The sequence below is a fragment of the Rathayibacter rathayi genome (genome assembly GCF_004011095.1).
Lineage (GTDB): Bacteria > Actinomycetota > Actinomycetes > Actinomycetales > Microbacteriaceae > Rathayibacter > Rathayibacter rathayi.
In genome coordinates, this window is record NZ_CP028129.1 from 2,094,313 (window position 1) to 2,118,211 (window position 23,899).

Sequence of the window (23,899 nt, forward strand, 5' to 3'; positions counted from 1 at the left end):
ACAACAATTCGGCGACGTCGCCGGAAAGGATTCGGATCCCATGTCTCTGACCCCCACCCGCGCCGACAAGTTCTCGTTCGGCCTCTGGACCATCGGCTACAACGGGACGGACCCGTTCGGCGGCCCCACCCGCGAGCCGCTCGACGTCGTGCACGCGGTCGAGAAGCTCGACGAGCTCGGCGCCTACGGCCTCACCTTCCACGACGACGACCTGTTTGCCTTCGGCTCGACCGACGCCGAGCGCCAGACCCAGATCGACCGCCTCAAGGGCGCACTGGAGTCGACCGGCCTGATCGTGCCAATGGTCACCACCAACCTCTTCAGCGCCCCGGTCTTCAAGGACGGCGGCTTCACCTCCAACGACCGCGACGTCCGCCGCTTCGCGCTGCGCAAGGTCCTGCGCAACATCGACCTCGCCGCTGAGCTGGGCGCGAAGACCTTTGTCATGTGGGGTGGCCGCGAGGGTGCCGAGTACGACTCCGCCAAGGACATCCGCGCCGCGCTCGAGCGCTACCGCGAGGCCGTGAACCTGCTTGGTGACTACGTCACTGACAAGGGCTACGACCTCCGCTTCGCCATCGAGCCCAAGCCGAACGAGCCCCGCGGCGATATCCTGTTGCCGACCCTCGGCCACGCGATCGCCTTCATCGACTCCCTCGAGCGTCCCGAGCTGGTCGGCGTGAACCCTGAGGTCGGTCACGAGCAGATGGCTGGCCTGAACTTCGCGGCCGGAATCGCCCAGGCGCTGTACCACGGCAAGCTCTTCCACATCGACCTCAACGGTCAGCGCGGCATCAAGTACGACCAGGACCTCGTCTTCGGTCACGGGGATCTGCACAACGCGTTCGCACTCGTCGACCTGCTCGAGAACGGCGGCCCCGGCGGCGTCCCCACCTACGACGGCCCGCGCCACTTCGACTACAAGCCCTCGCGCACCGAGGACGAGACCGGCGTCTGGGACTCGGCCGCCGCGAACATGCAGACCTACCTGCTGCTCAAGGAGCGTGCCGCGGCCTTCCGCGCCGACCCCGAGGTGCAGGAGGCCCTGGCCGCCGCGAAGGTCGCCGAACTCTCCACCCCGACCCTGAACGAGGGCGAGTCGTACGACGACCTGCTCGCGGACACCGCCTCGTACGAGTCGTTCGACGCCGACGCCTACCTCGGCGGCAAGGGCTTCGGATTCGTGCGCCTGCAGCAGCTGGCCACCGAGCACCTGCTCGGCGCCCGAGGCTGACCCGCAGCCCCTGATCCCACGGTCCGCCGCGGGACGCCTGAGACGGACGAGATCCCCTGCCCCGGCACGGGATCTCGTCCGTTCTCCTGCATCCGGCCCGGCCCAGCACGCGCCGCGAACTCCCCGAACCCCCGAACGAAAGAGGACAGCGATGACGCTCGTCGCAGGGATCGACTCGTCGACCCAGAGCTGCAAGGTGGTCGTCCGCGACCTCGACACCGGTGCCGTGGTACGCACCGGCCGGGCGAGCCACCCGGACGGCACCGAGGTCGATCCGGCCGCGTGGTGGGAGGCGCTGCAGCTCGCCCTCGCCGACGCCGGCGGACTCGACGACGTCGCCGCGATCTCGGTCGGCGGGCAGCAGCACGGCATGGTCGTCCTCGACGAGAGCGGCGCCGTCATCCGCCCCGCTCTGCTCTGGAACGACACCCGCAGCGCACCAGCCGCCGCCGCGCTGATCGAGGAGCTCGGGGCCGAGGCCTGGGCGGAGCGCACCGGATCGGTGCCGGTCGCCTCCTTCACCGCCACCAAGCTCCGCTGGCTGCGCGACGCCGAGCCCGAGAACGCCGCCCGCGTCGCCGCCGTGGCACTCCCTCACGACTGGCTGACGTGGCGCCTGCTGGGCTACGGCCCCGACTGCGCCCGCGGTCCGCAGCTCGACGCGCTCACGACCGACCGGTCTGACGCCTCCGGCACCTCGTACTGGGGAGCCGACGGCTACGACCTCGACCTGCTCGAGCGCGCGCTCGGCCACCGCCCGCTCCTCCCCCGCGTGCTCGATCCCTCGGAGGAGGCGGGCCGCACCGAGAGCGGCCTCGTTGTCGGCCCCGGCGCGGGCGACAACGCGGCCGCCGCGCTCGGCCTCGGCGCCGGACCCGGCGACGTGATCGTGAGCATCGGCACGAGCGGAACCGTCTTCGCGGTCACCGACGACCCGGTGCGCGACGCCTCCGGGACCGTGGCCGGCTTCGCCGACGCGAGCGGTCGCTTCCTGCCGCTGGTCGCGACGCTCAACGCCGCGCGCGTGCTGGCCTCGACCGCCACCCTGCTCGGCAGCGACTTCGACGAGTTCGCCGCGTTGGCGCTCGAGGCGGAGCCGGGTGCGGGCGGCCTTGTGCTCGTCCCGTACTTCGAAGGCGAGCGCACTCCCAACCTGCCGGACGCGACGGCAAGCCTGCACGGGATGACTATCGCCTCGACCGCGCGGCCGAACCTCGCCCGCGCGGCGATCGAGGGCATGCTCTGCGGGCTCGCCGACGGACTCGACGCGGTGCGCGCGCAGGGCGTCGAGGCGCGCCGCATCCTCCTGATCGGCGGGGCTGCGCAGAATCGCGCCGTGCAACTCGCGGCCTCGCAGGTGTTTGACGTGCCCGTGCAGGTGCCGACGCCCGGCGAGTACGTGGCCGACGGCGCCGCCGTGCAGGCTGCGTGGGCGCTGACCGGCTCCCGCCCGACCTGGACGGTCACCTCGGTGGCAGAGCCCGCTCCAGACCACCGTCCGGCGATCCGCGAGCACTACGCCGCCGCCCGCGCGTGACGCGCGTCCCCGGTCCTCCTCCAGGGCCGGGGACGCGCCGCAAGCCCCAGTGGACGGGGAGCAGAGTCGCGCTAGTCTTGTTACTCAGCCAGCTGACTAATGAGGAGCGACATGACCGCCACCCGAAGCCCCGACCGCATCCGGCAGTCCGTCGTCGCTGTCAGCGCGGTGCTCGCCCTCCTCGGCTCCTTCATCGGATCGGGTGCCGCCGGCGGCACCCAGATCCAGGACGCGGCGGGCGGCGCACTGACCGCCTCCTCCACTCCCGTCGCTCCCGACGGACCCGCGTTCGCGATCTGGAGTGTCATCTACAGCGGCCTCATCGCCTATGCGATCTGGCAGTTCCTCCCCTCGCAGACCGCCCGCACCCGTCACCGCCGCCTCGGCTACTGGGCCGCGGCAAGCCTGCTCCTCAACGCGGCGTGGATCCTGGTCGTGCAGGCCGGCTTCCTCACGCTCAGCGTCATCGTGATCGCCCTGCTGCTCGCCGTCCTCGCCCGTATCTTCGTGATCCTGCGCACCACCCGCTCCGCCGGCCTGGTCGACGCGATCCTGACCGACGGCACTTTCGGCCTCTACCTCGGCTGGGTGTGCGTCGCGACCGCCGCGAACGTGGCGGCCGGTCTCGTCGGAGCGGGGGTCGGCAGCGCCGACGGGCCAGGAGCCGCGGTCTGGGCGGTCGTCGTGCTGGCCGTTGCCGCACTGATCGGGCTGCTGATCGCCGTCACCGGCCGCGGTCGCCTCGCTCCGATGCTCTCGCTGGTCTGGGGGCTCTCGTGGGTCGCCGTCGGCCGCTTCGCCGGCGAGCTCGTCTCGGTGCCCGCCGGAGTCGCCGCGCTGGTCGCCGCCGTGGTCGTCCTGGCGGCCACCCTCCTCGTCCGTGTCACGGCGGGCCGGCAAGTCAGCACCGGATCCCGTACGTAACGGAGGCTGAGCGGCAGGAAGAGCCCCGAAAACGGGCGTCCCGGCCGCTCAGCCTCGACAACGAACGCGCACTAGGTGATGAGCGTGTCGACGTACTCACGGTTCTCGTCCATCCAGGCGGCGAGCGCAGCGGAACGATTGCCGGAACCGTTGAACAGCGCATTCTCGAGCGAGGAGAGCGTCTTTGAGTCCATCCGGAAGTCGCGGATCCAACGGCTCATCGTCGGGTAGTCCGCGTCGAACGAGCCCGACCCGAACGAGTGGATCCCCTCCGCGCGACCGAGTAGGCCCTTCGGATCCTCCAGATCCTTGAGGGGGAATGCGTCGTAGGCCCAGTGTGGGCGCCACAGCGTCACCGCGATGTTCTCGCCCGCGGCCGTGGCAGTGGCGATCTCCTGAAGCATGGCCGGGGTCGACGAGGTGAGGTAGTCCATCCCCTTCAGGCCGTAGCCCGGGATGACGTCCTCGGTGGTCGTCTTGTTCAGGCCGGAGCCGGGCTCGATGCCGACGAGGCGGTTCCCGACGACTCCCGGGTTCGCGGCGAGGTCCTCGATCGAGTCGATCGGGGCGCTCTCATTGACCGCGATGGTCAGCTTCGCCTCGTCGTTCCACGCGCCGAGGTCGACGATCGAGTCGCCGTACTTCTCGACGAAGCTCGCGTGTGTGAGCGGCAGCCAGGCGTCGAGCGCGAGGTCGTAGTCGCCGCTCGACAGGCCCTGGAAGCCGGGAGCGACATCGGCGCTCTGCAGGGTGACGTCGTAGCCCTGCTGCTCGAGTATCGCCTCCCACAGCGCCGAAACGGCGATTCCCTCGTCCCAGCCCTGGAAGACCGCGAGGGTGACGTCGGGGCGGTCGCCGTTGTCGACGGAGGCAGCGGTGGCGGGAGCGGCGAGGGCGGCGGCAGAGAGGGAGACGACCAGGCCGATCGAGACGGCGCCGACGGCCGAGCGGGTCGCCACCACGGCTCGCCGGTTCTGCGCTCGGGCGACGCGCGCCGGGGACGGCGAGCCCAGTGCGCCGGTCATCCGGTCGAGGACGACGGCGAGGATCACCACCGAGATGCCGGCCTCGAAGCCGAGTGCGACGTTGATCCGGTTGAGACTCGCCACCACGTCTCCGCCCAGACCGCCGGCGCCGACCATGCCCGCGATGACGACCATCGAGAGCGCGAGCATGATGACCTGGTTCAGGCCCGCCAGGATCGAGGGCAGCGCGAGCGGCAACTGGATCTGGCGGAGGATGCGCCACTTCGAGGAACCGAACGACTCCCCCGCCTCGACGAGCTCCGGGTCGACGCCGCGGATGCCCAGCTCGGTGAGCCGGACGCCCGGCGCCATCGCGAACACGATCGTCGCGACGATGCCCGGCACGACTCCGACCCGGAACAGGATCAGCGCGGGGATCAGGTAAACGAAAGCCGGCATCGTCTGCATCAGGTCGAGTACCGGGCGTAGGACGGCGGAGGCCGTGCGGTTCCGAGCGGCGAGCACGCCCAGGGGCACACTCAGCGCGATGGCGATGACAGAGGCGACCAGCACCAGCGCGAGCGAATCCATCGCGTTGTCCCACTGGTCGACCCCCACGATCACGAGGAGTCCCACGGCGGTCCCGGCCGCGAAGATCCAGCCGCGGACGGCGTAGGCGAGCACGGCGAGGAAGGCGACGACCACCCAGAAGGGAGGCGTGGCGAGGACGAGGTCGACGCCGGAGTAGAGCGCGCCGAAGACGGTGCGCAGCAGGTCGAACACCGGCTGGAACGTCTGCGTGAGGACGTCCACGGTCGCCTCGGCGAGGGCACCGAGCGGGAGACGGAAGCCGAGGTCCGTCATCGAGCGCCCCCGTCCATCGCGAGCAGCGCATCGTCGACGGGTCCGCCCGTCGCGTGCAGGGTCGCGGTGATCACCTCGGTCGAAACGGTGGCGGGCGGCTCCGTCACCGAGTGCTCCCCGGTGTGCGCGGGCAGGTTGCCCAGCGCCGCGAGCAGGGTCACCCGCGGGATCACTCCGAGCAGTCGCCCGTCCGCGTCAACCACGGCGACCGGCAGCGCCGATTCGACGGCCGGCTCGATCACCTCGCAGAGCGCGGTGTGCGGGCCGACGGTGACGACGTCGGAGCTGAGCACGGCCGAGAGGTCGCTCGAGCTACGGCGCACCTGCTCGATCACGTCGCTGTCGCGCACTGTGCCCAGCAGGCGGCGGCCACCACCGACCACGAAGGCGGCCGAAGTCTGCAGGTCGCGCATGCTGCGCAGCGCCGCGCGGGGTCCGGCGGTGAGAGTGACCACGGAGCGGGCCGGCTCCATCACGGCGGACGCGGTGAGAACCCGGGCACGGTCGACGTCGTGGACGAACTGCGCGACGTAGTCGTTCGCGGGGTCGGTGAGAATCTGCTCCGGAGTGCCGATCTGGACGATGCGGCCGTCGCGCATGACGGCGATCCGGTCCCCGAGGAGCATGGCCTCATTCAGGTCGTGAGTGATGAAGACGATCGTCTTGCCGAGCTCGTGCTGGAACTCGATCAGCTGCTCCTGCATCTCGCGCCGGATCAGCGGATCGAGCGCCGAGAAGGCCTCGTCCATCAGCACGATGCCGGTGTCGGCGGCGAGCGCTCGGGCGAGGCCCACGCGCTGGCGCATGCCTCCCGAGAGCTCCCCCGGTGTCTTCTCGTGCCAGCCGGCCAGCCCGGCGCGCTCCACCGCGAGCATCGCGCGCTCGCGACGCTCGGCCGCCGGGACGCCCTGGATCTCGAGCGGGTAGGCGACGTTGTCGAGCACGGTGCGGTGCGGGAGGAGCGCGAAGTGCTGGAACACCATCGACACCGACGAGCGGCGCACCCGGCGCAGCTGCGCCCCGGAGACTCCCGTGATGGGCGAACCCTCGATCAGGACCTCGCCGGCCGTCGGCTCCTGGAGCCCGTTCAGCATGCGGATGAGCGTGGACTTGCCGGAGCCGGAGAGGCCCATCACGACGAAGATCTCGCCACGGCGCACGGCGAAGGAGGCGTCGATCACGGCGGCCGTGCCGAGCCCGGCGAGCTCGTCGCGGTCGGCGCCGTCGCTGAGGCGCCGGACGACCTCGTCGGGCTTGCGACCGAACACCTTGAAGAGGTGGCGGGCCTCGAGGGCGGGGGTCGCCGGGTCCGCGTCCGTTCCGGACTCATCAAGGGTCTGCTTGTTCTGCTGCACGTACGCTCCGTCGGCGCGCAGGGTCGATGCCCTGCGCTCATCTCGTGGTGCCGGGTCAGGAACGTGGGACTGCCGCGTCGAGCCTCCGCGGGCGTCCCGCCGCTCTGTGCGGCAGCGAAGGGAGGCGAGTGCGTCCGAGGCGGCCTCGGGGCCGCCTCCGCTCCCGTTGACCGTACGTTCGCAACGTGTCTGGGGGACGCCGTGCGAGCGCGGACCGGTTCATCGGGGTCCGTGAGGACCGCCGACCACCGTAGCCGGGGAGGAGTGACGTGGCAAACGTCGGACGATGGGGAGACGGTGTCGCCAGGTGCCCCTGTCGCGCGCAAGAGCTGTTCGGAAGCGATTTTCCCGGCGGCGCGCGCTCGTGACGCGCGTGGCGTGGGCGGCGGCGCTCGCGCTCAGGCCGTGGTCTCGCCGGCCGGGCCGGAGGGAGCCGTCGCGCCGACTCCGCCGACCGGCTCGCCCTGCCAGGAGACGAGCGACCACGCATCGCCCGAGCCCTCGAGCACCACGACCCCCGTGTTCTCGAGCAGGTGCTCGGTGATGAAGCGCGAGTCGAGGTCGAGCGAGCGCAGGCCCGCCCAGCAGCGGATCGCCGCGCCGTGGCTGATCAGCGCGACGACCCCGTGACCGAGCGACTCCGCCTCCGCCACCACCGCGTCGTAGCGCGCCGCGAACTCGACGCCCGTCTCGCCACCCGCGAGCCGGATCGAGGTCTCGCCGCCGGCCCAGCGGAAGACTGTGCCCAGGTACTCCCGGACCGCCACCTCGTCGCCGCGCATCTCGAGCCCCGCGGCCGCGACCTCGCGGATCCCCGCGCGCTCGATCGGTTCGAGGTCCAGCGCTGCGGCGAGCGGAGCGGCGGTCTCGTGGGTGCGGAGCAGGGTCGAGACGAACAGCGCCCCGATGCCCTCGCCGGCGAGCTGGGCCGGCAGCACCGCGGCCTGGCTGCGGCCGAGATCGGTCAGCCCGGGCCCGGGGATCCGAGTGTCGAGGAGCCCCGCGACGTTGGAGGGGGTCTGGCCGTGGCGGATCAGAAGGAGGCGCATCCATTCACGGTATCCGCGCCGGCGCTCGGCCGTTGTGTGGGGCCGCGGACGCTGCCACCATGTGCGAAGGAGCCTCCGACGGCGGGGCCCAGACGCACGGGACGGACCGATATGGCCTCCGACGACGGTTTCTCGAAGGACGAACGCGCAGCGATGAAGGAGCGCGCCGCCGAGCTGCGGGCGGAGGCGAAGCGGCAGAAGAGCGCCGATAAAGCCGACGCCGACCACAAGGATGCAAAGGCCGCGATCGCGGCGATGACCGACATCGAGCGGCCCATCGCGCAGATGGTGCACGAGGTCGTCGGCGAGACCGCGCCCGACCTGTTGCCGAAGACCTGGTACGGCTTCCCCGCCTACGCCCGAGCCGACGGCAAGGCGATCATCTTCTTCCAGCCCGGCGCGAAGTTCGGCACCCGCTACTCCACCCTCGGCTTCCAGGACAGCGCACAGCTCGACGACGGCACGCTCTGGCCGACCGCGTACGCGCTCACCTCCGCCGACGACGAGACCCGCGCAGCCGTCACCGAGCTGGTGCGCCGCGCGGCCGGGACCTCCTGAGACCGTGGCACACGTCTACGACAAGATCGACGAGAGCCTGACCGCCTGGATCCGGGAGCAGCCGATGTGGTTCGTCGCCACCGCGCCCCTCGCCGCGGGCGGACAGGTGAACAGGTCGCCGCGCGGTCACGACTCGTTCTCGATCCTCGGTGCACGCCGGGTCGGCTGGGTAGACTACACCGGCAGCGGAGTCGAGACGATCGCACACCTGCGCGAGAACGGCCGCGTGTGCCTGATGTTCGCCTCGTTCGGGCCGCGTCCGCGCATCGTGCGGCTGCACGGCACCGGCATGGTGCACCTGCCGGGGACGTCGGCGTTCGCCGAGGTCGCCGGGCTACCCGTCGGAGTGACCGGAGGGGATGGCGACGGCGGCGCGTCCTCCGCGGGGCGCCGCCGCCGCCTGTGCCGGCCTTCCCGCGTCAGCTCAGGGAGAGCGCGGGTCCCCAGGGTTATCCGGGAGCGATACCGTACTCGCTACCGATCTGCTCGAAGATCTGCTCGGCCGGGAGATACTGCGTCAGGTTGATGTTCTCTCTGTTCCCTGTTCTCTGAATAATGCCGTAGAAGTTGCCCTGCCGGCTGATCACCGGCCCGCCGGAATCACCAGCACCCGTCGACGTCGCGTTGAGGGAGCGGATAATCAGTCCCCTGTTGGTTCCCCAGTTCGCGGGTCTATTCGGTTCCGATGCCCAGTTGCAGTTCACGCTGCTAACGGAGCCGCTCGTGCAGAAACGCTCACCCGGGGCCGGGCTCCCCGGCGGCAGCATCCGCACCGGCGCCTCGCGCTGCAAAGGACCCATGATGACCTTTCCCACGGCGAGGGGCCTCGGCGAGAAGCCGCCGACCATACACCCGTAGCTGAAGCAGCCATGAGTGAGAGAGTCGGGCGGAACCTGCACCAATTCCACATCGTCGGTGTCCGACATCCAGGTGACGGATCCGATGACCTCGCCGTTGAGCCAGAACCGCGCCCCGATGTGAGGATCACAGTGCTTGGTCAGGACGAGATACCGCGTTGCCGCCGCGACGGCCGAGACCCGAGATCCCACTCCATATCGCTTGAGAACGGCGCCGACTGTGCAGCCGTGCCCTCCCGCCTCGGTCACGAAGCTTCCCGCGACGATCGGCCTCCGCTCTCGAACCGGCGGGTCAGCGCTCGCGGGTGGCGCTGAGGCGCCGAGTGAGGCGAGGATCAGGACGGCGCTCATCAGCGCTAGGGGTATCTTTCGACGGCGGACGGATCCGGGGAGTCGAGTACGACGTGTCATCTTCGTCACTTTCTTTTCGCGGGCGTTCGGCACAGCGCAAGCGGGGAAAGCTGACGGCTGCTCGAACGATGTGACCCCCAGAATCGGCGCACTCTTGACGGAGCGGGTCGGCTCAGTAGGAATCGACCGAGCGAATGCTCCGTCAATGACAAAGACTAAGCGTAAAGGCTGCGCCGCTTCTCACTACCGGATGAGTCTTCTTGCACAGTTTCACGAGTGTGAGAAAGGACCTGTTCAGCGCTCTCTCGCGCGAACATTGACGGTCTACCGTACTACCACTCGGAGTGCCCGGAGGGCACGGAGACAACGACGGCGCATCCTCCGGCGACCGACGTTGTTCCTGCTGTACTGCGCCCCGATATGGGACGCACAGTGCTGAGCCAGAAAGATATCGCGTCGCAATCGCGACGAGTAAGGACATGGATCCCGGTCCGTACCGCTTGAGGACGGCCCCGACCGTACACGCCCCCGAGGAGCTGTACATCATACTTCCCGCGATGATCGGATCCGCTGACGAACCGGTAACTCGGCATTCGCAGGCGGCGCGAAGGCGCCGAGCGAGACGAGACCTTCAGGGAAGGAACTGTCCAGAGAAGCGACCGCGGGAGAAGGCATCTTTAGCACTCTTTCGCGCGAGTGACGTCAGCACCACGCGGACGGTCGGCACTATCCTGGAGCGATACCGTATGTGCCTTCGATCTGCCGGAAGATCTCCGCGGCCGGGAGATACTGCATCAGGTTCGGGTCAAGAAAGCGTCCTCCCCGCTGAATGATACCGTAGAAGGTGCCCTGCTGACTGACGACCGCCCCGCCGGAATCCCCCGCCTCGATTCCCGTCGCATTGGTGGAGCGGGCCAAAAGGCCTTCGGTCGATCGCCAGTACGGTGGCCTGACCGGTTCGGACACCCAGTTGCAGTTCGTGTTGGTGGTGCTGCCGCTCGTGCAGAAAGGCTCCCCCGGGGCCGGACTGCCCGGCGCAAGCATCGACACCCGTGCCTCACGGTTCGGGGGGCCCAGGATGACCTGTCCTACCGCGCGCGGCCTGGGCACGCGATCGACGAAGCAGCCATAGCTGGGGCAGGCCTGCGCAGAAGGTACTTCGGGTGGGACCTGCACGAGTTCCACATCATTGGTGCCCGACATCCAGGTGACGGATCCAATCAGCACGCCGTTCATGAAGAACTGCCTCCCGATGTGATCCGCACAGTGCTTAGCCACCACGAGATATCGCGTCGCAGCCGCAATAGGGGAACGGAAGGATCCCGCTCCATACCGCATGAGGACCGCACCGACCGTGCAGCGTCCCGACGAGGTGACCACGGTACTTCCCGCGACGATGGGCGTCTGCAACCGGATCGGTACCTGAGCACTAGCGGGCGGCGCGAAGGCGCCGATCGCGCTGAGCGCCAGGACGATGGCCATCGAAGCGAGCCTGGTTCTTCGGCGGCGAGAGCCGGCCTGAAAACGGTCACGCTGAGTCATAGACAGCACTTTCTCGTGACAGCGGAGTAGACCGAGCAGATGCTCCGTCGGCGACAAAACTATCCGCACCATCCATCCCGGGTCAATGAGTCTTCTCCCACTCTTCCACGATCGACGAGGATCCTCCTTTCTTCCACTCCTGTTCTTGAGCAATTCGGGGAACTCGAGGCGCTGCTGTGGTACGGATTACCGCGTCATTTCTCCGCGATCATGTCCAGGCTCCGCTTGGTGAGGCGGCGCCGTCTCGCCCGCGCTGTCGAGGTGAACCTTGTCGCAAAGCCTCGTCTCCATCGAGGGGAAGAGAACGACGTGACGAGAGCCGAGGAATACGGGACGACGACGGGGACGACCCGGTACTGAGCCCCAGGGCGACGGGAACTCCATCACCCCCGCCGGACGCGACGTCCTCGCAGCCCCGCCCCTATTCGCAGACGGCCGCGGCGAGTTCCGGATCCGGGTCTTCGCTGAGCACCAGGATCAGGGCCTCGAGGGCCGCCTCCGCCTGCTGTCGCGCGCCGGGCTTCGGCCGTCGACGCGCGGCGGCACCGGCGGCTCGGAGCAGCTCGCGGTGCGCCCGGAACACCTGATCGTCGCTGTGCACTGTCGCCATCAGGTGCCGGATGTCGGTGAAATAGCGGTACAGGCTCCCGATGGAGACACCGGCCCGCTCCGCGACATCGCTGGTCGCCGGCCAAGCACCACGACGCTCCCGGACGAGTTCACGCGTCGCGTTCACCAGCGCATCGTAGGTCTGCCTCGCTCGGGGCTGTATGGGGGTGATGATCGAATCACGCTCAGTCGTCGTCACGCTCTTGAGGGTGCCTGAATACCGGTCGTCGTGCGCGCTCGTGGCGCCATATGCATTTGTACCCGCACCCCCATCAGCACCAGCGCCCGCCCGTTGCGAATCGAGGGGCCGACGCTAGCCGCTCCGATGCAGGTCGATCGCGCGCGACGCCGTGCGCAACGCCCGCAGCGAGCGGAAGCCCGACAGCGTTGCAACCCTCTCCAGCTCGACGGGGGACGGCGAGCGCCGACGATTCAACATCCGGCGCGCCGCGGCCACCCGTTCGCGCCGGATCTCGGTGAGAGGGGTGCTGCCGATGGCGGCGAAGGCGCGATGCAGCAGCGCGGGCGACACGGCCAGCGCGTTGCCGAGGGCCGTCACACTGAAATCCGGCTCCGGCGCTCGGCGACCGATCGTCTCCCGAGCCCTGCGCAGGAGCGCGGAATAGGGCCCGGCGACCTCACTGCCGTAGTCGGCGCAGCGCAGCGCCCCTCCCGCCGCCGCCTCGATCACGTCTCTGAGGTGCCGCCACTCGGAGCAGTCGATGCTCGAGGCGATCGTGAGGGTGAGGGAACTCGCGCTCACGAGCAGGCGCAGGGTCCCCGTCTCGGCAGAGATTCGGGTCGGGACCGTCCCGTTCTCGACCGCGTACCGGCCGCTGAACTGCTCCCCCAACTCCACCTCGACCACACCGTAGGGTCCGACGCTGCACAGCTCCACGCGGCAGTCCCGCGGCATCGCCAGGGCGTCGCCCTTGTCCAGGTCCCAGCTCTCCGCGCCCCGGGTGACGTGCACGCCCCCGTCCACCACGATCAGCAGCGCTACTCCGCTCCCGCTCGAGTGCCGGATGAGCACCGGGGCGTTGTGGTAAAAGCGGCCCAGCGAGAACTCATCAATGACGACCCAGTCACCCACGACCCGCAGATTCGAGGACACGACGGAGGCGCAGTAGTTCTTCGCGGCCAGCCACTCCGCAGCCTCCTCCCGAACAAGGGACATCCCGCTCTCGCGCCGGACGTCGTGACAGGTCGGCATTCGGACCTCCGTGCAGCGGATCAAGACAGAGCAGCCATTCCGGGTGCTGCCCCCATGATGCGCGGGCGCCGGCGGGCGCCCCGGTGCGCGGGGGCCTCGCTACCGGATCCTCTCGAAGAACGACCCGGATTCTCTCCGATCAGCTGTCCGGTTCACTCACGGCGCCGAAGAATCCCCACGATGTGAACCGTCCTGATCACCGAGCACATCGGAGTACTGCATGAAGAAGCCGACCACCCCCCACACCATCGCCCTGAGCGAGGGCTGGAGCATCCCCGCCGAGAACGGAGTCGGACGCCGGACCCTGGTCAAGGGAGCCGCGTGGGCCGTCCCCGCGGTCGCCGTCACCACCGCCACGCCCGCCGCCGCCGCCTCCGGGTCGCCGACGCTCGCCTTCACCCGGTCCTCGTACAGCGGGACCGCCTGCGGCACGATCTCCGGGGTGCAGGTCAAGCGCACCACCGACGGAACAACCGCGGACCCGGGCCGCTCGGTGACGGTGAAGCTCGCCGACGGCTACACCTTCGCGGGCGGAACGACCTCCTACACCGGGACGACCGGCTCCGACGGGCTCATCACCCTTCCGGACATCTCGGTGCCGGCCCGCGGCGGGAAGAGCACCTTCGCGGCGACGTCGAATGCGCTCTCGGCCTCGGCCCCGGTCTCGGCCGATCCCTCCGCCAAAACCGGTCTCTACATCTACGACGCGAGCACGGGCAAGACATCCGGGCCGGTGAAGAACTCGGCGAACGCCATCAAGGTGGTCGCGGTCAGCACCTCCGCCGACCTGGTGTTCCAGAATTCGGACGGCACGATCCACGGCGACGACGGCGACGTGAAGAAAGGCACCGAGTCCGGTGTGGACACGAAGGCCCACCTCATCTCGATCCGGCAGAACGGGAATCCCGAGGTCTGGTACAAGAAGTCCGACGGGCTGTACACCTACGACGCGGGCACGGGCACGGTCGCCGGGCCGATCAAAAACTCGGCGAAGGCCATCACGGTGGTCTCGACCTCCGGGCGGGGAGCGCTCGTGTTTCAGAACTCCGACGGGAGTATCCACGGCGACGACGGTGTCACAAAGAAGGGGACGGAGAAGGGAGTCGACACGGGCGCCGGCCTTGTCTCGATCCGAACCGTCAATGACCAGGACGAGGTCTGGTACAAGAAGTCCGACGGCCTCTACGTCTACAACGCCAGCACCGGAAAGACCTCAGAGAAACCGGTGGCGAATTCGGCCGATGCGATCACGATCATCTCCCGCTCCGGGCGGGGAGCGCTCGTGTTTCAGAACTCCGACGGGAGTATCCACGGCGACGACGGTGTCACAAAGAAGGGGACGGAGAAGGGAGTCGACACGGGCGCCGGCTTAGTCTCGATCCGCACCGTCGACGGAAAGGACGAGGTCTGGTACAAGAAGTCCGACGGCCTCTACGTCTACAACGCCAGCACCGGAAAGACCTCCGAGAAACCCGTCGAGAACTCGGCGGACGCGATCCGGATCGTCTCGAGTCCTGGCTCAGCGGGACTCGTGTTCCAGAACTCCGACGGGAGCATCCACGGCGAGAACGGCGCTGTGCAGCCCGAGACGGCCTCCGGCGTCGAGACCGGAGCCGGTTTGGTCGCGATCCGGTTGGTGAACGGGGTCTACCAGGTCTGGTACAAGAAGTCGCCGCCCTGCAAGTGACGCCAGTGACCGTGGTCCGCGCTGCGATGCCTCTCGGCGCCGGAGTGAATGCGGCTGCCGTGTGAGTGCTGCCGTGTGAGTGCTGCCCGTCACCACAGTGGTGGGTGGCACTCCCACGGCGCCGCGGGCCGCCACTTGCCCGTGACGACGAGCGCGTTCTAGCGTGGAGGGATGTCCGATGCGAGAAAACGGGCCGCCCGCTACCGTGCCGACGCCGCAGGCGAGGAGGAGCCGGAGCGGCCGGACCTGCCGGAGGACCCGCTCGAGCGGGCGGCGTTCGTCGAGACGGCGATCCAGCTTGCGATCCGACGCGGTGACTTCGACGACCTGCCCGGCGCGGGTAAGCCGCTGGTGGATCTGGGCGCGGCCCACGACCCGGACTGGTGGATCCGCCGCAAGATCGAGCGCGAGAACCTGACCGGAATCGGCCCGGCCGCCTTCCTCCTCCGCACCGAGGACCGCACGCTCAACGAGCGGCTCGACCGTCTGCACCGTGAGGACGAGGTGCGCGCCGAACTCGCCGACTTCACTAAGCGGGTGATCGAGGCGCGGCGGCAGCTCCTCGGCGGACCGCCCGTCGTCACTCCGCTTCGGGACGTCGATGCGGAGGTCACCGCCTGGTCGCAGCGTCGCGCTGCACGCACCGCGGCAGCCCTCGCCCGTGCTGAGGCCGAGCCCGCACGCCGCCGCCGTTGGTGGTCGCGCCGACGCTAGCCGGTCTCCGACTCCGTGGCGACGATCTCGCACTTGTGCCCGGCGGAGTCCTCGAGCCAGCCCGCGTAGTGCTGCGGCCCGCCGGCGTGCGGGTAGCGGTCGGAAAAGAGCGGACGCCAGCCCGCGTCCTGCGCCGCCGTCATGATCGTGTCGACCTGCTCCGGCGAACCGCCGCGGAAGGCGAGATGGTTCACGCCAGGTCTGCGCCGGTCGTGTCTGTCGCCGGAGAGAGCGGGCGGTGTCGTGAGGACGAGGTAGGCGCCTCCCGCGCTCCAGGAGCGTCCTTCGAGCCACGCGCCGTCGGCGGAGAATCCGAGAAGGCGCAGGAGCGGATCCCACTCCGCGAGAGCCTGGTCGAGATCGGCGACCCAGAGTTCGACGTGGTGGAAGCCGGGCATTGGACGAGTGTCGCAGGAGGCGAGTGTCATCGGCGAGCACTGACGCGAACGGCACCGACGTCCCCGACCCGCCAACAGCGTTACCCCTCGGTCTGGGGCCTCGGCGCAGGAAACCGGCCACGAGCGCGCCTCCGAACCCTGCATACACGTTTCGTCGACCGGAGTCCGCATGCTCACCACGACCGCCTCCGCCCGCCCCACCAGGCTTCGCTCCCTCGCACCGCCGCTGGCGCTACTCGAGCCCGACTCCGATCGGATGCTCGTCATCCGTGCCGCGGACGGCGATGACCGAGCGTTCGCCACCATCATCCGGCGCTACTCCCAACTGCTGCGCGCGACCGCCGCGCGCACTCTCGGCAGCAGCGCCGACGTGGATGACGTGGTGCAGGAGACCTTCCTCGCGGCCTGGACCCATGTCGACAGTGTGATCGACGGCGAGACGATCGCCGGCTGGCTGGTCACGACCGTCCGGCGCCGCAGCGTCGACCGGCTCCGCTCCAGCGTCTCGCGGCTGCGCGCAGAGCTGGACGACGAATTTCCCGCGCCGGCTGACGAGGACCCGGAGCACGCCGCGCACTGCGGGTCGCTCACCGCCGACGCCAACCGGGTCCTCGCCGCGCTGCCCGCGGCTCAGCGCCGCTGCTGGGAGCTGCGGCAGCTGGAGCAGCGCAGCTACGAGGCGATTGCGCGCGAACTCGGCCTCTCGGCATCGACGGTCCGCGGCCTGCTCGCCCGCGCCCGCGCGACCCTCCGCTCCGAACTCGCCCACTGGCGCTGAGCCCGCAATTACCCTGCGTGGACGGGAAGGACTCGGCGTGCCTCCGCGCACACCCGTGGGGCCGGCCCGACGCGGGTGACGTGTCCCCGGCGATGGGGTCACCGCAGGGCAGCTGGCGACCAGGCTGCGGCTGCGACGCCGACCCCGGAGGGCGGTCGGCTCCACTCCGGCGACGTGATCACCGCTCCCTCGCGGCGCTGGCCACGGCGCGGCCCGGCTCCCAGGAAACCCGCGCGAAACAGCGGAGGCCTACGGTCGGGAGCGACCCGCCCGTCGCACCCCGGAGGACCGATGCCCCGACCCGCCTTCCCCGCCCCGCCCAGCGCCGAGCTGCACATCCACCTCGAAGGCACGATCGAGCCCGAGCACATCGTCCAGATGGCGCGGCGCAACGGCGTCACCCTGCCGACCGAGGACCTCGACGCCCTCCGAGCGCGGTACTCCTTCACCGACCTCGCCTCGTTCCTCGAGCTGCACTACTCCAACCTCACCGTGGTGAAAACGGAACGGGATTTCTTCGAGATCGCGACCGGCTACCTCGACCGGGCGCAGAAGTCGAACGTCCGCCGCGCCGAGATCTTCTTCGACCCGCAGACGCACCTCGGCAACGGGGTCGCGCTCGAGACCGTGATGACCGGCATCACCCGCGCGCTCGGCCGCAGCGAGGAGACCCACGGCGTCTCGACCGCCCTGATCATGTGCTTTCTCCGCGATCGGGGTGCCGAGGCGGCCGACGAAATGCTGACGGCGATCCTCCCCTGGTGCGAACACATCATTGGCGTCGGGCTCGACTCGAATGAGGTGGGCTTTGGCCCGGAGCTGTTCGTCGACGTCTATGCCCGCGCGGCGGCGGAGGGACTGCGCCTGGTCGCGCACGCGGGCGAGGAGGGCGGGCCAGAGACGGTCGCGGCCACCGTCGAGCTGCTCAAGGTTGAGCGGATCGACCACGGGATCCGCGCGATGGAGGACCCGGCGGTCGTCGCAATGCTGCGCGATCGGCGGATCCCGGTGACAGTGTGCCCACTGTCGAATGTCGCCCTGCGCGCGGTGGTCACGATGGCGGATCACCCGCTGCCCGCGATGCTCCGCGAGGGCCTGGTCGCGACGGTCTCGAGCGATGACCCGCCCTACTTCGGCGGCTACGTCGACGAGAACTATCGCGCGCTGGTCGAGGAGCTGGGCATGGACGATGCGCAGCTGGAGCGCCTGGCGCTGAACTCGTTCGACGCGGCGTTCATCTCGGAGGAGGACCGTGAGCGCTGGCAGGCGGAGGTGCGCGCCCACTTCGCGCGGTGAGGGCGTCCGTCACCGAGGTGGGAAGCGGTCTTTAGACCTGACGAGCGCGGAACCGGCGTTCTGCTGGTGGAACTCGACACTGACTCCTCAGCGATTGTCGCGGCGGTAGCGGGCCTCTCGGCCGGCGATGTGGAGACCGAGTCCGGTGACCCCCACCGCGAACGCGACGAGCACACCGACGAACGCGATCTCGTCGCCCGCTCCGACGGCGACGGCGGCGACGGCGAGTCCGATCAGCGCGAGGGCGACCACTAGGGCCCCGACGATCTCCAACACGCTCCATCCGCTCATGGCCCCAGCGTGCGGGCGTCGCGGTCCGACCGCAAGGGGACAGCGAGCGCCCGTCCCCACAGGAACCCCGCTCGCCCAGCGGCCGCGCGCGCACCGAGGCTCGACCGCGTGACTGCGTCCCCCCGCAGCCCCGACCCCACGATGTCGTCGGCATCATCGGTCTGGTGCTCGCGGTCGTGCTCGTCCTCGCGCAGATCGGGCGGACGGCGCTTACCACCGTCGTCCCGGTCCTGGCGTACCAGGGCGGCCTCGACACCACCCGGATCGGCGCGCTCTTCGCCGCTTTCGGAGTCGTGATGCTGGTGCTCGCGACCGCGCTCGGCGCACTGGTCGTCCCGCCCCTGGCCGGCCTCTCGCTCCAGTACTGACCCGCGCCACAGGCCGCGCGATCGAGCCCGGCCGCCCGACGGGATGCACCAGGATGGACCCATGACCACCCGCGTGGACGGCCTCTTCGTCTACCCCGTGAAGGGCCTGACTCCGCAGCCCCTCCCCCGTGTTGTGCTGACCGCCGGCCGCGGCGTCCCCTTCGACCGCACGATCGCCCTCGCTCGCCCCGGCGGCGCCTATCGTCCCGGGATGCAGCACGGCATCTCCAAGCGCGAGTACTTCGTGCTCGTCGCCGAGGCCCGCCTCGCCGGGCTGACCACGCACCTCGACCTCGAGAGCGGCGTGCTCTCGGTCGACGTCCGCGGCCACCGTGTCCTCACCGCGGATCTCGGTGCGGAGGAGGGGCGCGCCGCGCTGCGCTCGTTCGCCGCGCGAGTGCTCGATCTGCCACCCGGTCAGGAACCGGTGATCGCGAAAGACGAGGGTCGCCGCTTCACCGACTCCGCCCGCAGCTCCGACATCGAGATGGAGTACGTCTCGCTGATCAATCTGGCGAGTGTCCGCGATCTCGCCGAGCGCACCGGCCGCGACGTCGATCCGCTGCGGTTCCGCGGCAACATTCACCTCGAGGGGCTGCCCGCCTGGAGCGAACTCGATCTGCTGGGACGCGAGCTGACCGCCGGCGGCCTTCGGCTGCGGATCACGAAGGCCACCGAGCGGTGCGCTGCGACTGAGGTCGAGCCGGGCACCGGACGGCGCGACCTACCGGTCCCGCAGCTGCTGCACGCGACGTACGGGCACGAGCTCTTCGGCGTCTACGCGGAGGTGCTCGACGCGGGCGCGCTCGACGTCGGCGACGAGCTGGTGCTCCGTGACTGAGGTGCGGCTCGTGGTGACTGAGCGGGAGGCGCTCACCCCGGCCGTCACCCGCTTCGTCCTGCGCAGCGCGGACGCCGCACCGCTACCCGGCTACTGGGCGGGCGCGCATCTCACGCTGACCGCTCCGTCCGGCGACCGTCGCAGCTACAGCCTCATCGAGCCCGGCTCCTTCGAGCCTTCGCACTACGCGATCGCGGTGCGCCGCGAACCGGACGGACGGGGCGGGTCCCGGAGCCTGCACGACGAGGTGCGCATCGGTGACGTCCTCTCCTCCACGCCTCCCGCCAACACCTTCGCTCTCCAGCCGGCCGCCCGGTACCTCTTGGTCGCCGGTGGGATCGGCGTCACTCCAATCCGAGCAATGGCCGCTGAGCTCCGGGCCCGCGGGTCGGCCGTGCAGGTGGTCTATCTCAGTCGCACCCCCGAAGACACCGCCTGGCTCGACGAGTTCTCGGCCGACGGCTCTCTCGTGCACCACAGCTCGGTTCACGGCCGGTTCGACCTGTGGCCGCTCCTCGCCGAGCCGGACGACGACGCCCGCGTCTACTGCTGCGGCCCGACCGCGCTGATCGACGACGTCCTCGCCCTCACCGTGCACTGGCGTCCGAGCCGGATCCATGTGGAGGACTTCGCCGGTGTCGACGCCCTCGGCGACCGGGTCGCTCCCTTCACCGCCGTCTGGGAGCCGACCGGCACGGCCGTCGCCGTCCCGGCTGACCGCTCGCTCCTCACGGCGCTGCGCTCCCGAGGGATCGACGTCGACTCCTCCTGCGAGTCGGGCACCTGCGGCACCTGCCGGCTGCGCTTGGTCCGCGGCTCGGCGGAGCACCGCGATCGTGTGCTGACGCCCGAGGAGCAGGACTCCTGGATCATGCCGTGCGTCTCGCGCGCGGCCGACGGCGAGCTGGTCGTCGCTCCGGAGTGACGCGGCCGTGCAGTGCGGCGTGCCCGTCGGCGCGCTGTGAGCCCAGCCTGGGCAGGTGTGGCGGCCGAGCGCACCCCCTCGCCCGCCGCGGCGCCACTCCCTAGGCTCGCCCCGTGGCAGCGGAAACGGACGTGCTCGTGATCGGCGGCGGGCCGGTCGGACTCCTGCTCGGAGGGCTCCTCGCGCGCTCGGGCGTCGCCGTGCAGGTGTGGGAGCGGCGCCCGGCCGTGCCGCGCGGCTCGCGAGCGATCGGCATCCACCCGCCCTCGCTCGACGCGTTCGCCGTCATCGACGCCGACCTGCCCGTGCTGGCCGAGGCCATCCGCGTCCGCGAGGGCGTAGCGCGCAGCCGCGGGCGTACCCTCGGCACGCTATCGTTCGCGCGCGCCTCCGCCACCCACCCCTACGTCGTGACGCTCGACCAGCATCGCACCGAGGCGATCCTCCGCGAGCGGCTGCGGGCGGCGGCTCCGGAGGCGCTGCGCCCCGGACTCGGGCTGACCGGCCTCGTTCCGCTCGGCTCCCGGGTCGAGGCGACCGGCATCGGTCCGGGCGGCGAACCGGTCGTGGTCCGCGCCGCCTTCGTCGTCGGCGCGGACGGCGCCCGCAGCACCGTCCGCGAGCTGCTCCGCATCCGCACCACCGGCCGCGACTACCCCGACCGCTACGTGATGGGCGACTTCGCCGACCCTGAACCCGCCCGCCTCATCGGCACCGCGCTGGTCGACGTCGGCCCGGCGGGAGTGGTCGAGTCGTTCCCTCTCCCGGGCGGGAGGCGCCGTTACGTCGCGCTGAGCGGCCCCGACCGCTCGCTCGGAGCTCCCGCGTGGCGGCCGGAGGAGGCCCCGGACCAGGAGGCGGCGTTCGCCCTGGCCCTCGCAGTCCGCGACCGGACGGGCGCCGAGGCCGATCCAGCGACCTGCACGATGCTCAGCGGCTTCGGGGTGCGGCGTCGCGAGGCCGAGCGGATGGGCGTGGGCCGCGTCGTCCTGATCGGTGACGCCGCTCACGAGATCAGTCCGATCGGCGGGCAAGGCATGAACCTCGGCTGGCTCGACGCCGCGGAGCTCGCTCCGCTGCTCGCCGGTGCCGTCCACCGCGGCGAGGCCGGACCCTGGCCCGCCTTCGCGCGGCGCCGCACCGTCGCGGCCCGTCGCGCTGCGCGTCAGGCGGAGGCGAACATGGCGCTCGGACGCCCGCTCGGCGCGCTCGCTCACCGCGGCCGCGAGGCGTTCCTCCGCGTCGCGCTCGCGCTACCGACCTCGGATCTGCTCGCCCGCGTTTACGCGATGCGCTGGTCTTGAGCGGCGGACCCGCCGTTCAGCCGACGAGCCGCGCGCCCGCCAGGCCGATCCCGACCACCAGCACCAGCGACGCCGCGATCACCAGACGGAACAGCGTCCGCGTGGGCGGCCCAGTCCTCACCAGGCGGATCCCTGCCGCAGCGAGCACGACCACCGCGAAGGTCCCGACGGCCGCCAGCGTTACTCCCCCGCCGCGCACCGGGTCGTCGCCGAGAAGCTGACCGCCGAGCACGAGCAGCGCCGCGACCACCAGCGATCCGAAAGCGACCACTCCCGAGAGCCGGAGCCCGAGGCGGTGCGGGAATCCGTGGACGCCCGTGGCCTCGTCGTCGACCAGGTCGGGGAGCACGTTCGTGCAGTGGATCGCAACGCCGAACACCGCCCCGGTCGCGATCACCCACCAGGCGGGGAGGCGTCCCTCGCCCGCCGCGACCGCGACCACCGGTAGCAGCCCGAAGGCCACCACGAACGGAGCGACCGACCAGAGCGTGCGCTTGAGTCCCGCGTCGTAGGCCCACCCCGCGGCGACCAGGACCAGGTGCGCACTCGCGGCGACCGGTCCGAGCGGCAGCGAGAGCAGCACGGCCGCCACCGCCGTAGCCAGCGCGGCCCCGCGCACCGCCTGCGCGCTGATCAGCCCCAGCGCGACCGGCTTATCGGTGCGCCCCACCGCCCGATCGCGGTCGGCGTCGATCCAGTCGTTCGCCAGCCCGATCGAGAGCTGCCCGAGCAGCACGGCGAGCGCCACCAGCACGACGAGTGCGAGCGGATGCCCGGATGCCGCGGCGATCACGGTCGCCAGCACGGTGACGGTGACGGTCGGCCCGGGGTGCGAAGAAGCCAGCAGGAGTCGCACCCGGGACGTCATCACGCCAGCCTACGGTCGCCCCGGCGCCGCGGGGCGTCGGCCGGCCTCGACGAGCGCGTCGAGCGCGCGCTAGGTCCCCGTTGCCGTCATCAGCGGCCCGGGCCCGTGCCCAACGCCCGCGCGGGGAATGGCCCGGCACGGCGCAGGGTTGCACCACCCGGCATCCCGACTCAGAAATGAAGGCCTCGTGGACCTCGTGCACTGGCTGTTCGATGCGCAGATCGTCATCGGCGATCAGACCGTGCTCTGGCGAGAGGTCATCGGCAACGTCTTCGGGCTGCTCAGCGCCCTCGGCGGAATGCGGAGGAAGGTCTGGGCCTGGCCCGTCGGCCTGATCGGCAACGTGCTGCTGTTCACAGTCTTCATGGGCGCCCTGTTCGGCACGCCGAATCCGGTCACCCTGCTCGGCCAGGCCGGGCGGCAGGTGATGTTCATCCTCGTCAGCGTGTACGGCTGGTACCGCTGGACCCACCGCCCCGACGACTCCGCGACCCTGATCGAGCCGCGCTGGGCGTCGTGGCGCACCCGAGGCCTCCTGGTGCTCGGCCTGGTCGGTGGTACCGCGGTGCTGACGCCGGTGTTCCGCGCGCTCGGCTCCTACGAGCCGGTCTGGAGCGACGCCTGGATCTTCGTCGGCTCCGTGCTCGCCACCTACGGCATGGCCAAGGGCTGGGTCGAGTTCTGGCTCATCTGGGTCGCGGTCGACCTGGTCGGCGTGCCGCTGCTGTTCTCGGCCGGCTACTACGCCTCCGGCCTGATGTACGTGTTCTACGGCGCGTTCACCCTGGTCGGCTTCTTCGTCTGGATGCGACAGGGCACCCGTCCGTCCGCGGCTGCGGTCACGGTCGGCTAGCTCTCGCAGATGCCCGCGCGGGCGGCCCCCGTCAGTGGTCCACTGGGACAGCTGGCTCAAGCCGACGCAGAAGTTCGCCCGACCGACATCCACTCCAGAGGTGCACATGCGGCAGGGCAGAGGCCCCGGGCCAACCGGCCGCTCGCCCGCACGTCTGATTGGATGTGCAGATGACCGAGGACCTCGAACCAGCTGCCGAGCTGTTCAAGGTGCTCTCCTCGTCCTCACGACTACGCCTGCTGCGGGCGCTCGCGGCCGAACCATCGACGGTCGGGCACCTCGCCGAGAACACCGGGCTCTCGCAGCCCCTCGTCTCGCAGCATCTGCGCACCCTCCGGGCCGCCGGTCTGGTCGCGGTCGAGCGGGTCGGCCGCGAGGCGCACTACTCCGTCGCCGACACCCACGTCAGCCACATCGTGGACGATGCGGTGCGGCACGCTCTCGAGGGCTGACCGACTCCGCGATCCTGTGTCGGAGTGGGGCAGGGCGCCGACTCCGTTCAGCGCACGGCGACCACG

The 23,899-nt window shown here is 70.4% G+C and carries 25 protein-coding genes; 15 read left to right on the forward strand and 10 right to left on the reverse strand.

What is annotated here, in order from left to right:
* The first annotated feature begins 40 nt into the window (after nt 1-40).
* The 3 genes from xylA to C1O28_RS10025 all read left to right on the forward strand — a co-directional run bounded on the left by xylA (nt 41) and on the right by C1O28_RS10025 (nt 3,695).
* Nucleotides 41-1,234 carry a xylose isomerase gene (gene xylA / locus C1O28_RS10015; protein WP_097165376.1) on the forward strand — a complete coding sequence of 398 codons (1,194 nt, stop codon included), beginning with the start codon at nt 41-43 and terminating at the stop codon, nt 1,232-1,234.
* A gap of 151 nt (nt 1,235-1,385) precedes the next feature.
* Entirely contained in the window at nt 1,386-2,771 is a 1,386-nt protein-coding gene (gene xylB, locus C1O28_RS10020; protein WP_097165375.1) for a xylulokinase, read from the forward strand.
* A gap of 111 nt (nt 2,772-2,882) precedes the next feature.
* On the forward strand, nt 2,883-3,695 hold the full coding sequence (locus C1O28_RS10025; protein ID WP_181025668.1) for a tryptophan-rich sensory protein: 813 nt from the start codon (nt 2,883-2,885) through the stop codon (nt 3,693-3,695).
* Nucleotides 3,696-3,766: 71 nt separating this feature from the next.
* On the opposite strand, the gene C1O28_RS15945 is transcribed toward C1O28_RS10025, so the two are convergent.
* From C1O28_RS15945 to C1O28_RS10040, 3 genes are all read right to left on the reverse strand, one after another.
* On the reverse strand, nt 3,767-5,524 hold the full coding sequence (locus C1O28_RS15945) for an ABC transporter permease/substrate binding protein (protein ID WP_097165373.1): 1,758 nt from the start codon (nt 5,522-5,524) through the stop codon (nt 3,767-3,769).
* Entirely contained in the window at nt 5,521-6,879 is a 1,359-nt protein-coding gene (locus tag C1O28_RS10035) for a quaternary amine ABC transporter ATP-binding protein (RefSeq protein WP_097165372.1), read from the reverse strand. Before C1O28_RS10035 ends, C1O28_RS15945 begins: the two co-directional genes overlap by 4 nt.
* A gap of 398 nt (nt 6,880-7,277) precedes the next feature.
* Entirely contained in the window at nt 7,278-7,928 is a 651-nt protein-coding gene (locus tag C1O28_RS10040) for a histidine phosphatase family protein (protein WP_097165371.1), read from the reverse strand.
* A gap of 111 nt (nt 7,929-8,039) precedes the next feature.
* Between C1O28_RS10040 and C1O28_RS10045 the strand changes: the two genes are divergently transcribed.
* Nucleotides 8,040-8,486 (forward strand): hypothetical protein, encoded by a 447-nt coding sequence (locus C1O28_RS10045; protein WP_097165370.1) that lies wholly within the window; start codon nt 8,040-8,042, stop codon nt 8,484-8,486.
* Between the two features lie 4 nt (nt 8,487-8,490).
* Nucleotides 8,491-9,012, forward strand: coding sequence for a pyridoxamine 5'-phosphate oxidase family protein (locus C1O28_RS10050; RefSeq protein ID WP_097165369.1), 522 nt, complete (start codon nt 8,491-8,493; stop codon nt 9,010-9,012).
* Here the strand turns inward: C1O28_RS10050 and C1O28_RS10055 are convergent.
* The 4 genes from C1O28_RS10055 to C1O28_RS10070 all read right to left on the reverse strand — a co-directional run bounded on the left by C1O28_RS10055 (nt 8,936) and on the right by C1O28_RS10070 (nt 13,058).
* Entirely contained in the window at nt 8,936-9,694 is a 759-nt protein-coding gene (locus tag C1O28_RS10055; protein WP_104249022.1) for a chymotrypsin family serine protease, read from the reverse strand. The two genes, C1O28_RS10050 and C1O28_RS10055, sit on opposite strands and share 77 nt — an antisense overlap.
* 726 nt (nt 9,695-10,420) lie before the next feature.
* Entirely contained in the window at nt 10,421-11,176 is a 756-nt protein-coding gene (locus tag C1O28_RS10060; RefSeq protein WP_097165367.1) for a chymotrypsin family serine protease, read from the reverse strand.
* 481 nt (nt 11,177-11,657) lie between these two features.
* Nucleotides 11,658-11,972, reverse strand: a complete 315-nt coding sequence (locus C1O28_RS10065; RefSeq protein ID WP_160487483.1) for a TetR family transcriptional regulator — start codon at nt 11,970-11,972, stop codon at nt 11,658-11,660.
* A 186-nt stretch (nt 11,973-12,158) separates the two neighbouring features.
* On the reverse strand, nt 12,159-13,058 hold the full coding sequence (locus C1O28_RS10070; protein ID WP_097165365.1) for a hypothetical protein: 900 nt from the start codon (nt 13,056-13,058) through the stop codon (nt 12,159-12,161).
* Nucleotides 13,059-13,278: 220 nt separating this feature from the next.
* Between C1O28_RS10070 and C1O28_RS10075 the strand changes: the two genes are divergently transcribed.
* Both C1O28_RS10075 and C1O28_RS10080 read left to right on the forward strand, forming a co-directional pair.
* Nucleotides 13,279-14,745 (forward strand): ligand-binding sensor domain-containing protein, encoded by a 1,467-nt coding sequence (locus tag C1O28_RS10075; protein WP_097165364.1) that lies wholly within the window; start codon nt 13,279-13,281, stop codon nt 14,743-14,745.
* A gap of 171 nt (nt 14,746-14,916) precedes the next feature.
* Nucleotides 14,917-15,459 (forward strand): DnaJ family domain-containing protein, encoded by a 543-nt coding sequence (locus C1O28_RS10080; RefSeq protein WP_097165363.1) that lies wholly within the window; start codon nt 14,917-14,919, stop codon nt 15,457-15,459.
* Here C1O28_RS10080 and C1O28_RS10085 read toward each other — a convergent pair.
* Nucleotides 15,456-15,857 (reverse strand): VOC family protein, encoded by a 402-nt coding sequence (locus C1O28_RS10085; protein WP_097165362.1) that lies wholly within the window; start codon nt 15,855-15,857, stop codon nt 15,456-15,458. The genes C1O28_RS10080 and C1O28_RS10085 overlap by 4 nt on opposite strands.
* Nucleotides 15,858-16,026: 169 nt before the next feature.
* On the opposite strand from C1O28_RS10085, the gene C1O28_RS10090 reads away from it, so the two are divergent.
* Both C1O28_RS10090 and C1O28_RS10095 read left to right on the forward strand, forming a co-directional pair.
* On the forward strand, nt 16,027-16,635 hold the full coding sequence (locus C1O28_RS10090) for an RNA polymerase sigma factor (protein ID WP_097165361.1): 609 nt from the start codon (nt 16,027-16,029) through the stop codon (nt 16,633-16,635).
* A gap of 291 nt (nt 16,636-16,926) precedes the next feature.
* The gene (locus C1O28_RS10095; RefSeq protein ID WP_097165360.1) at nt 16,927-17,931 is read left to right on the forward strand and encodes an adenosine deaminase; all 1,005 of its coding nucleotides are present in this window, start codon (nt 16,927-16,929) and stop codon (nt 17,929-17,931) included.
* Between the two features lie 87 nt (nt 17,932-18,018).
* Here the strand turns inward: C1O28_RS10095 and C1O28_RS10100 are convergent, their stop codons facing one another.
* Nucleotides 18,019-18,222: a hypothetical protein gene (locus tag C1O28_RS10100; protein WP_097165359.1), complete on the reverse strand. Its 204-nt coding sequence runs from the start codon at nt 18,220-18,222 to the stop codon at nt 18,019-18,021.
* Between the two features lie 164 nt (nt 18,223-18,386).
* Between C1O28_RS10100 and C1O28_RS10105 the strand changes: the two genes are divergently transcribed.
* The 4 genes from C1O28_RS10105 to C1O28_RS10120 all read left to right on the forward strand — a co-directional run bounded on the left by C1O28_RS10105 (nt 18,387) and on the right by C1O28_RS10120 (nt 21,660).
* Nucleotides 18,387-18,590: a hypothetical protein gene (locus C1O28_RS10105; RefSeq protein WP_097165358.1), complete on the forward strand. Its 204-nt coding sequence runs from the start codon at nt 18,387-18,389 to the stop codon at nt 18,588-18,590.
* A gap of 61 nt (nt 18,591-18,651) precedes the next feature.
* A complete protein-coding gene (locus C1O28_RS10110) occupies nt 18,652-19,431 on the forward strand; it encodes an MOSC domain-containing protein (RefSeq protein ID WP_160487485.1) in 780 nt (259 codons plus the stop codon).
* A 10-nt stretch (nt 19,432-19,441) separates the two neighbouring features.
* Nucleotides 19,442-20,356: a PDR/VanB family oxidoreductase gene (locus tag C1O28_RS10115; protein ID WP_160487486.1), complete on the forward strand. Its 915-nt coding sequence runs from the start codon at nt 19,442-19,444 to the stop codon at nt 20,354-20,356.
* 113 nt (nt 20,357-20,469) lie between these two features.
* Nucleotides 20,470-21,660: an FAD-dependent oxidoreductase gene (locus C1O28_RS10120; protein ID WP_097165355.1), complete on the forward strand. Its 1,191-nt coding sequence runs from the start codon at nt 20,470-20,472 to the stop codon at nt 21,658-21,660.
* Between the two features lie 16 nt (nt 21,661-21,676).
* Here C1O28_RS10120 and C1O28_RS10125 read toward each other — a convergent pair whose 3' ends face one another.
* The gene (locus C1O28_RS10125; protein ID WP_097165354.1) at nt 21,677-22,528 is read right to left on the reverse strand and encodes a UbiA family prenyltransferase; all 852 of its coding nucleotides are present in this window, start codon (nt 22,526-22,528) and stop codon (nt 21,677-21,679) included.
* Between the two features lie 187 nt (nt 22,529-22,715).
* Between C1O28_RS10125 and pnuC the strand changes: the two genes are divergently transcribed.
* Together pnuC and C1O28_RS10135 are read left to right on the forward strand one after the other, a co-directional pair.
* Nucleotides 22,716-23,381, forward strand: a complete 666-nt coding sequence (pnuC, locus tag C1O28_RS10130; protein WP_097165353.1) for a nicotinamide riboside transporter PnuC — start codon at nt 22,716-22,718, stop codon at nt 23,379-23,381.
* Between the two features lie 170 nt (nt 23,382-23,551).
* On the forward strand, nt 23,552-23,833 hold the full coding sequence (locus C1O28_RS10135; protein ID WP_097165352.1) for an ArsR/SmtB family transcription factor: 282 nt from the start codon (nt 23,552-23,554) through the stop codon (nt 23,831-23,833).
* Nucleotides 23,834-23,899 lie beyond the last annotated feature (66 nt).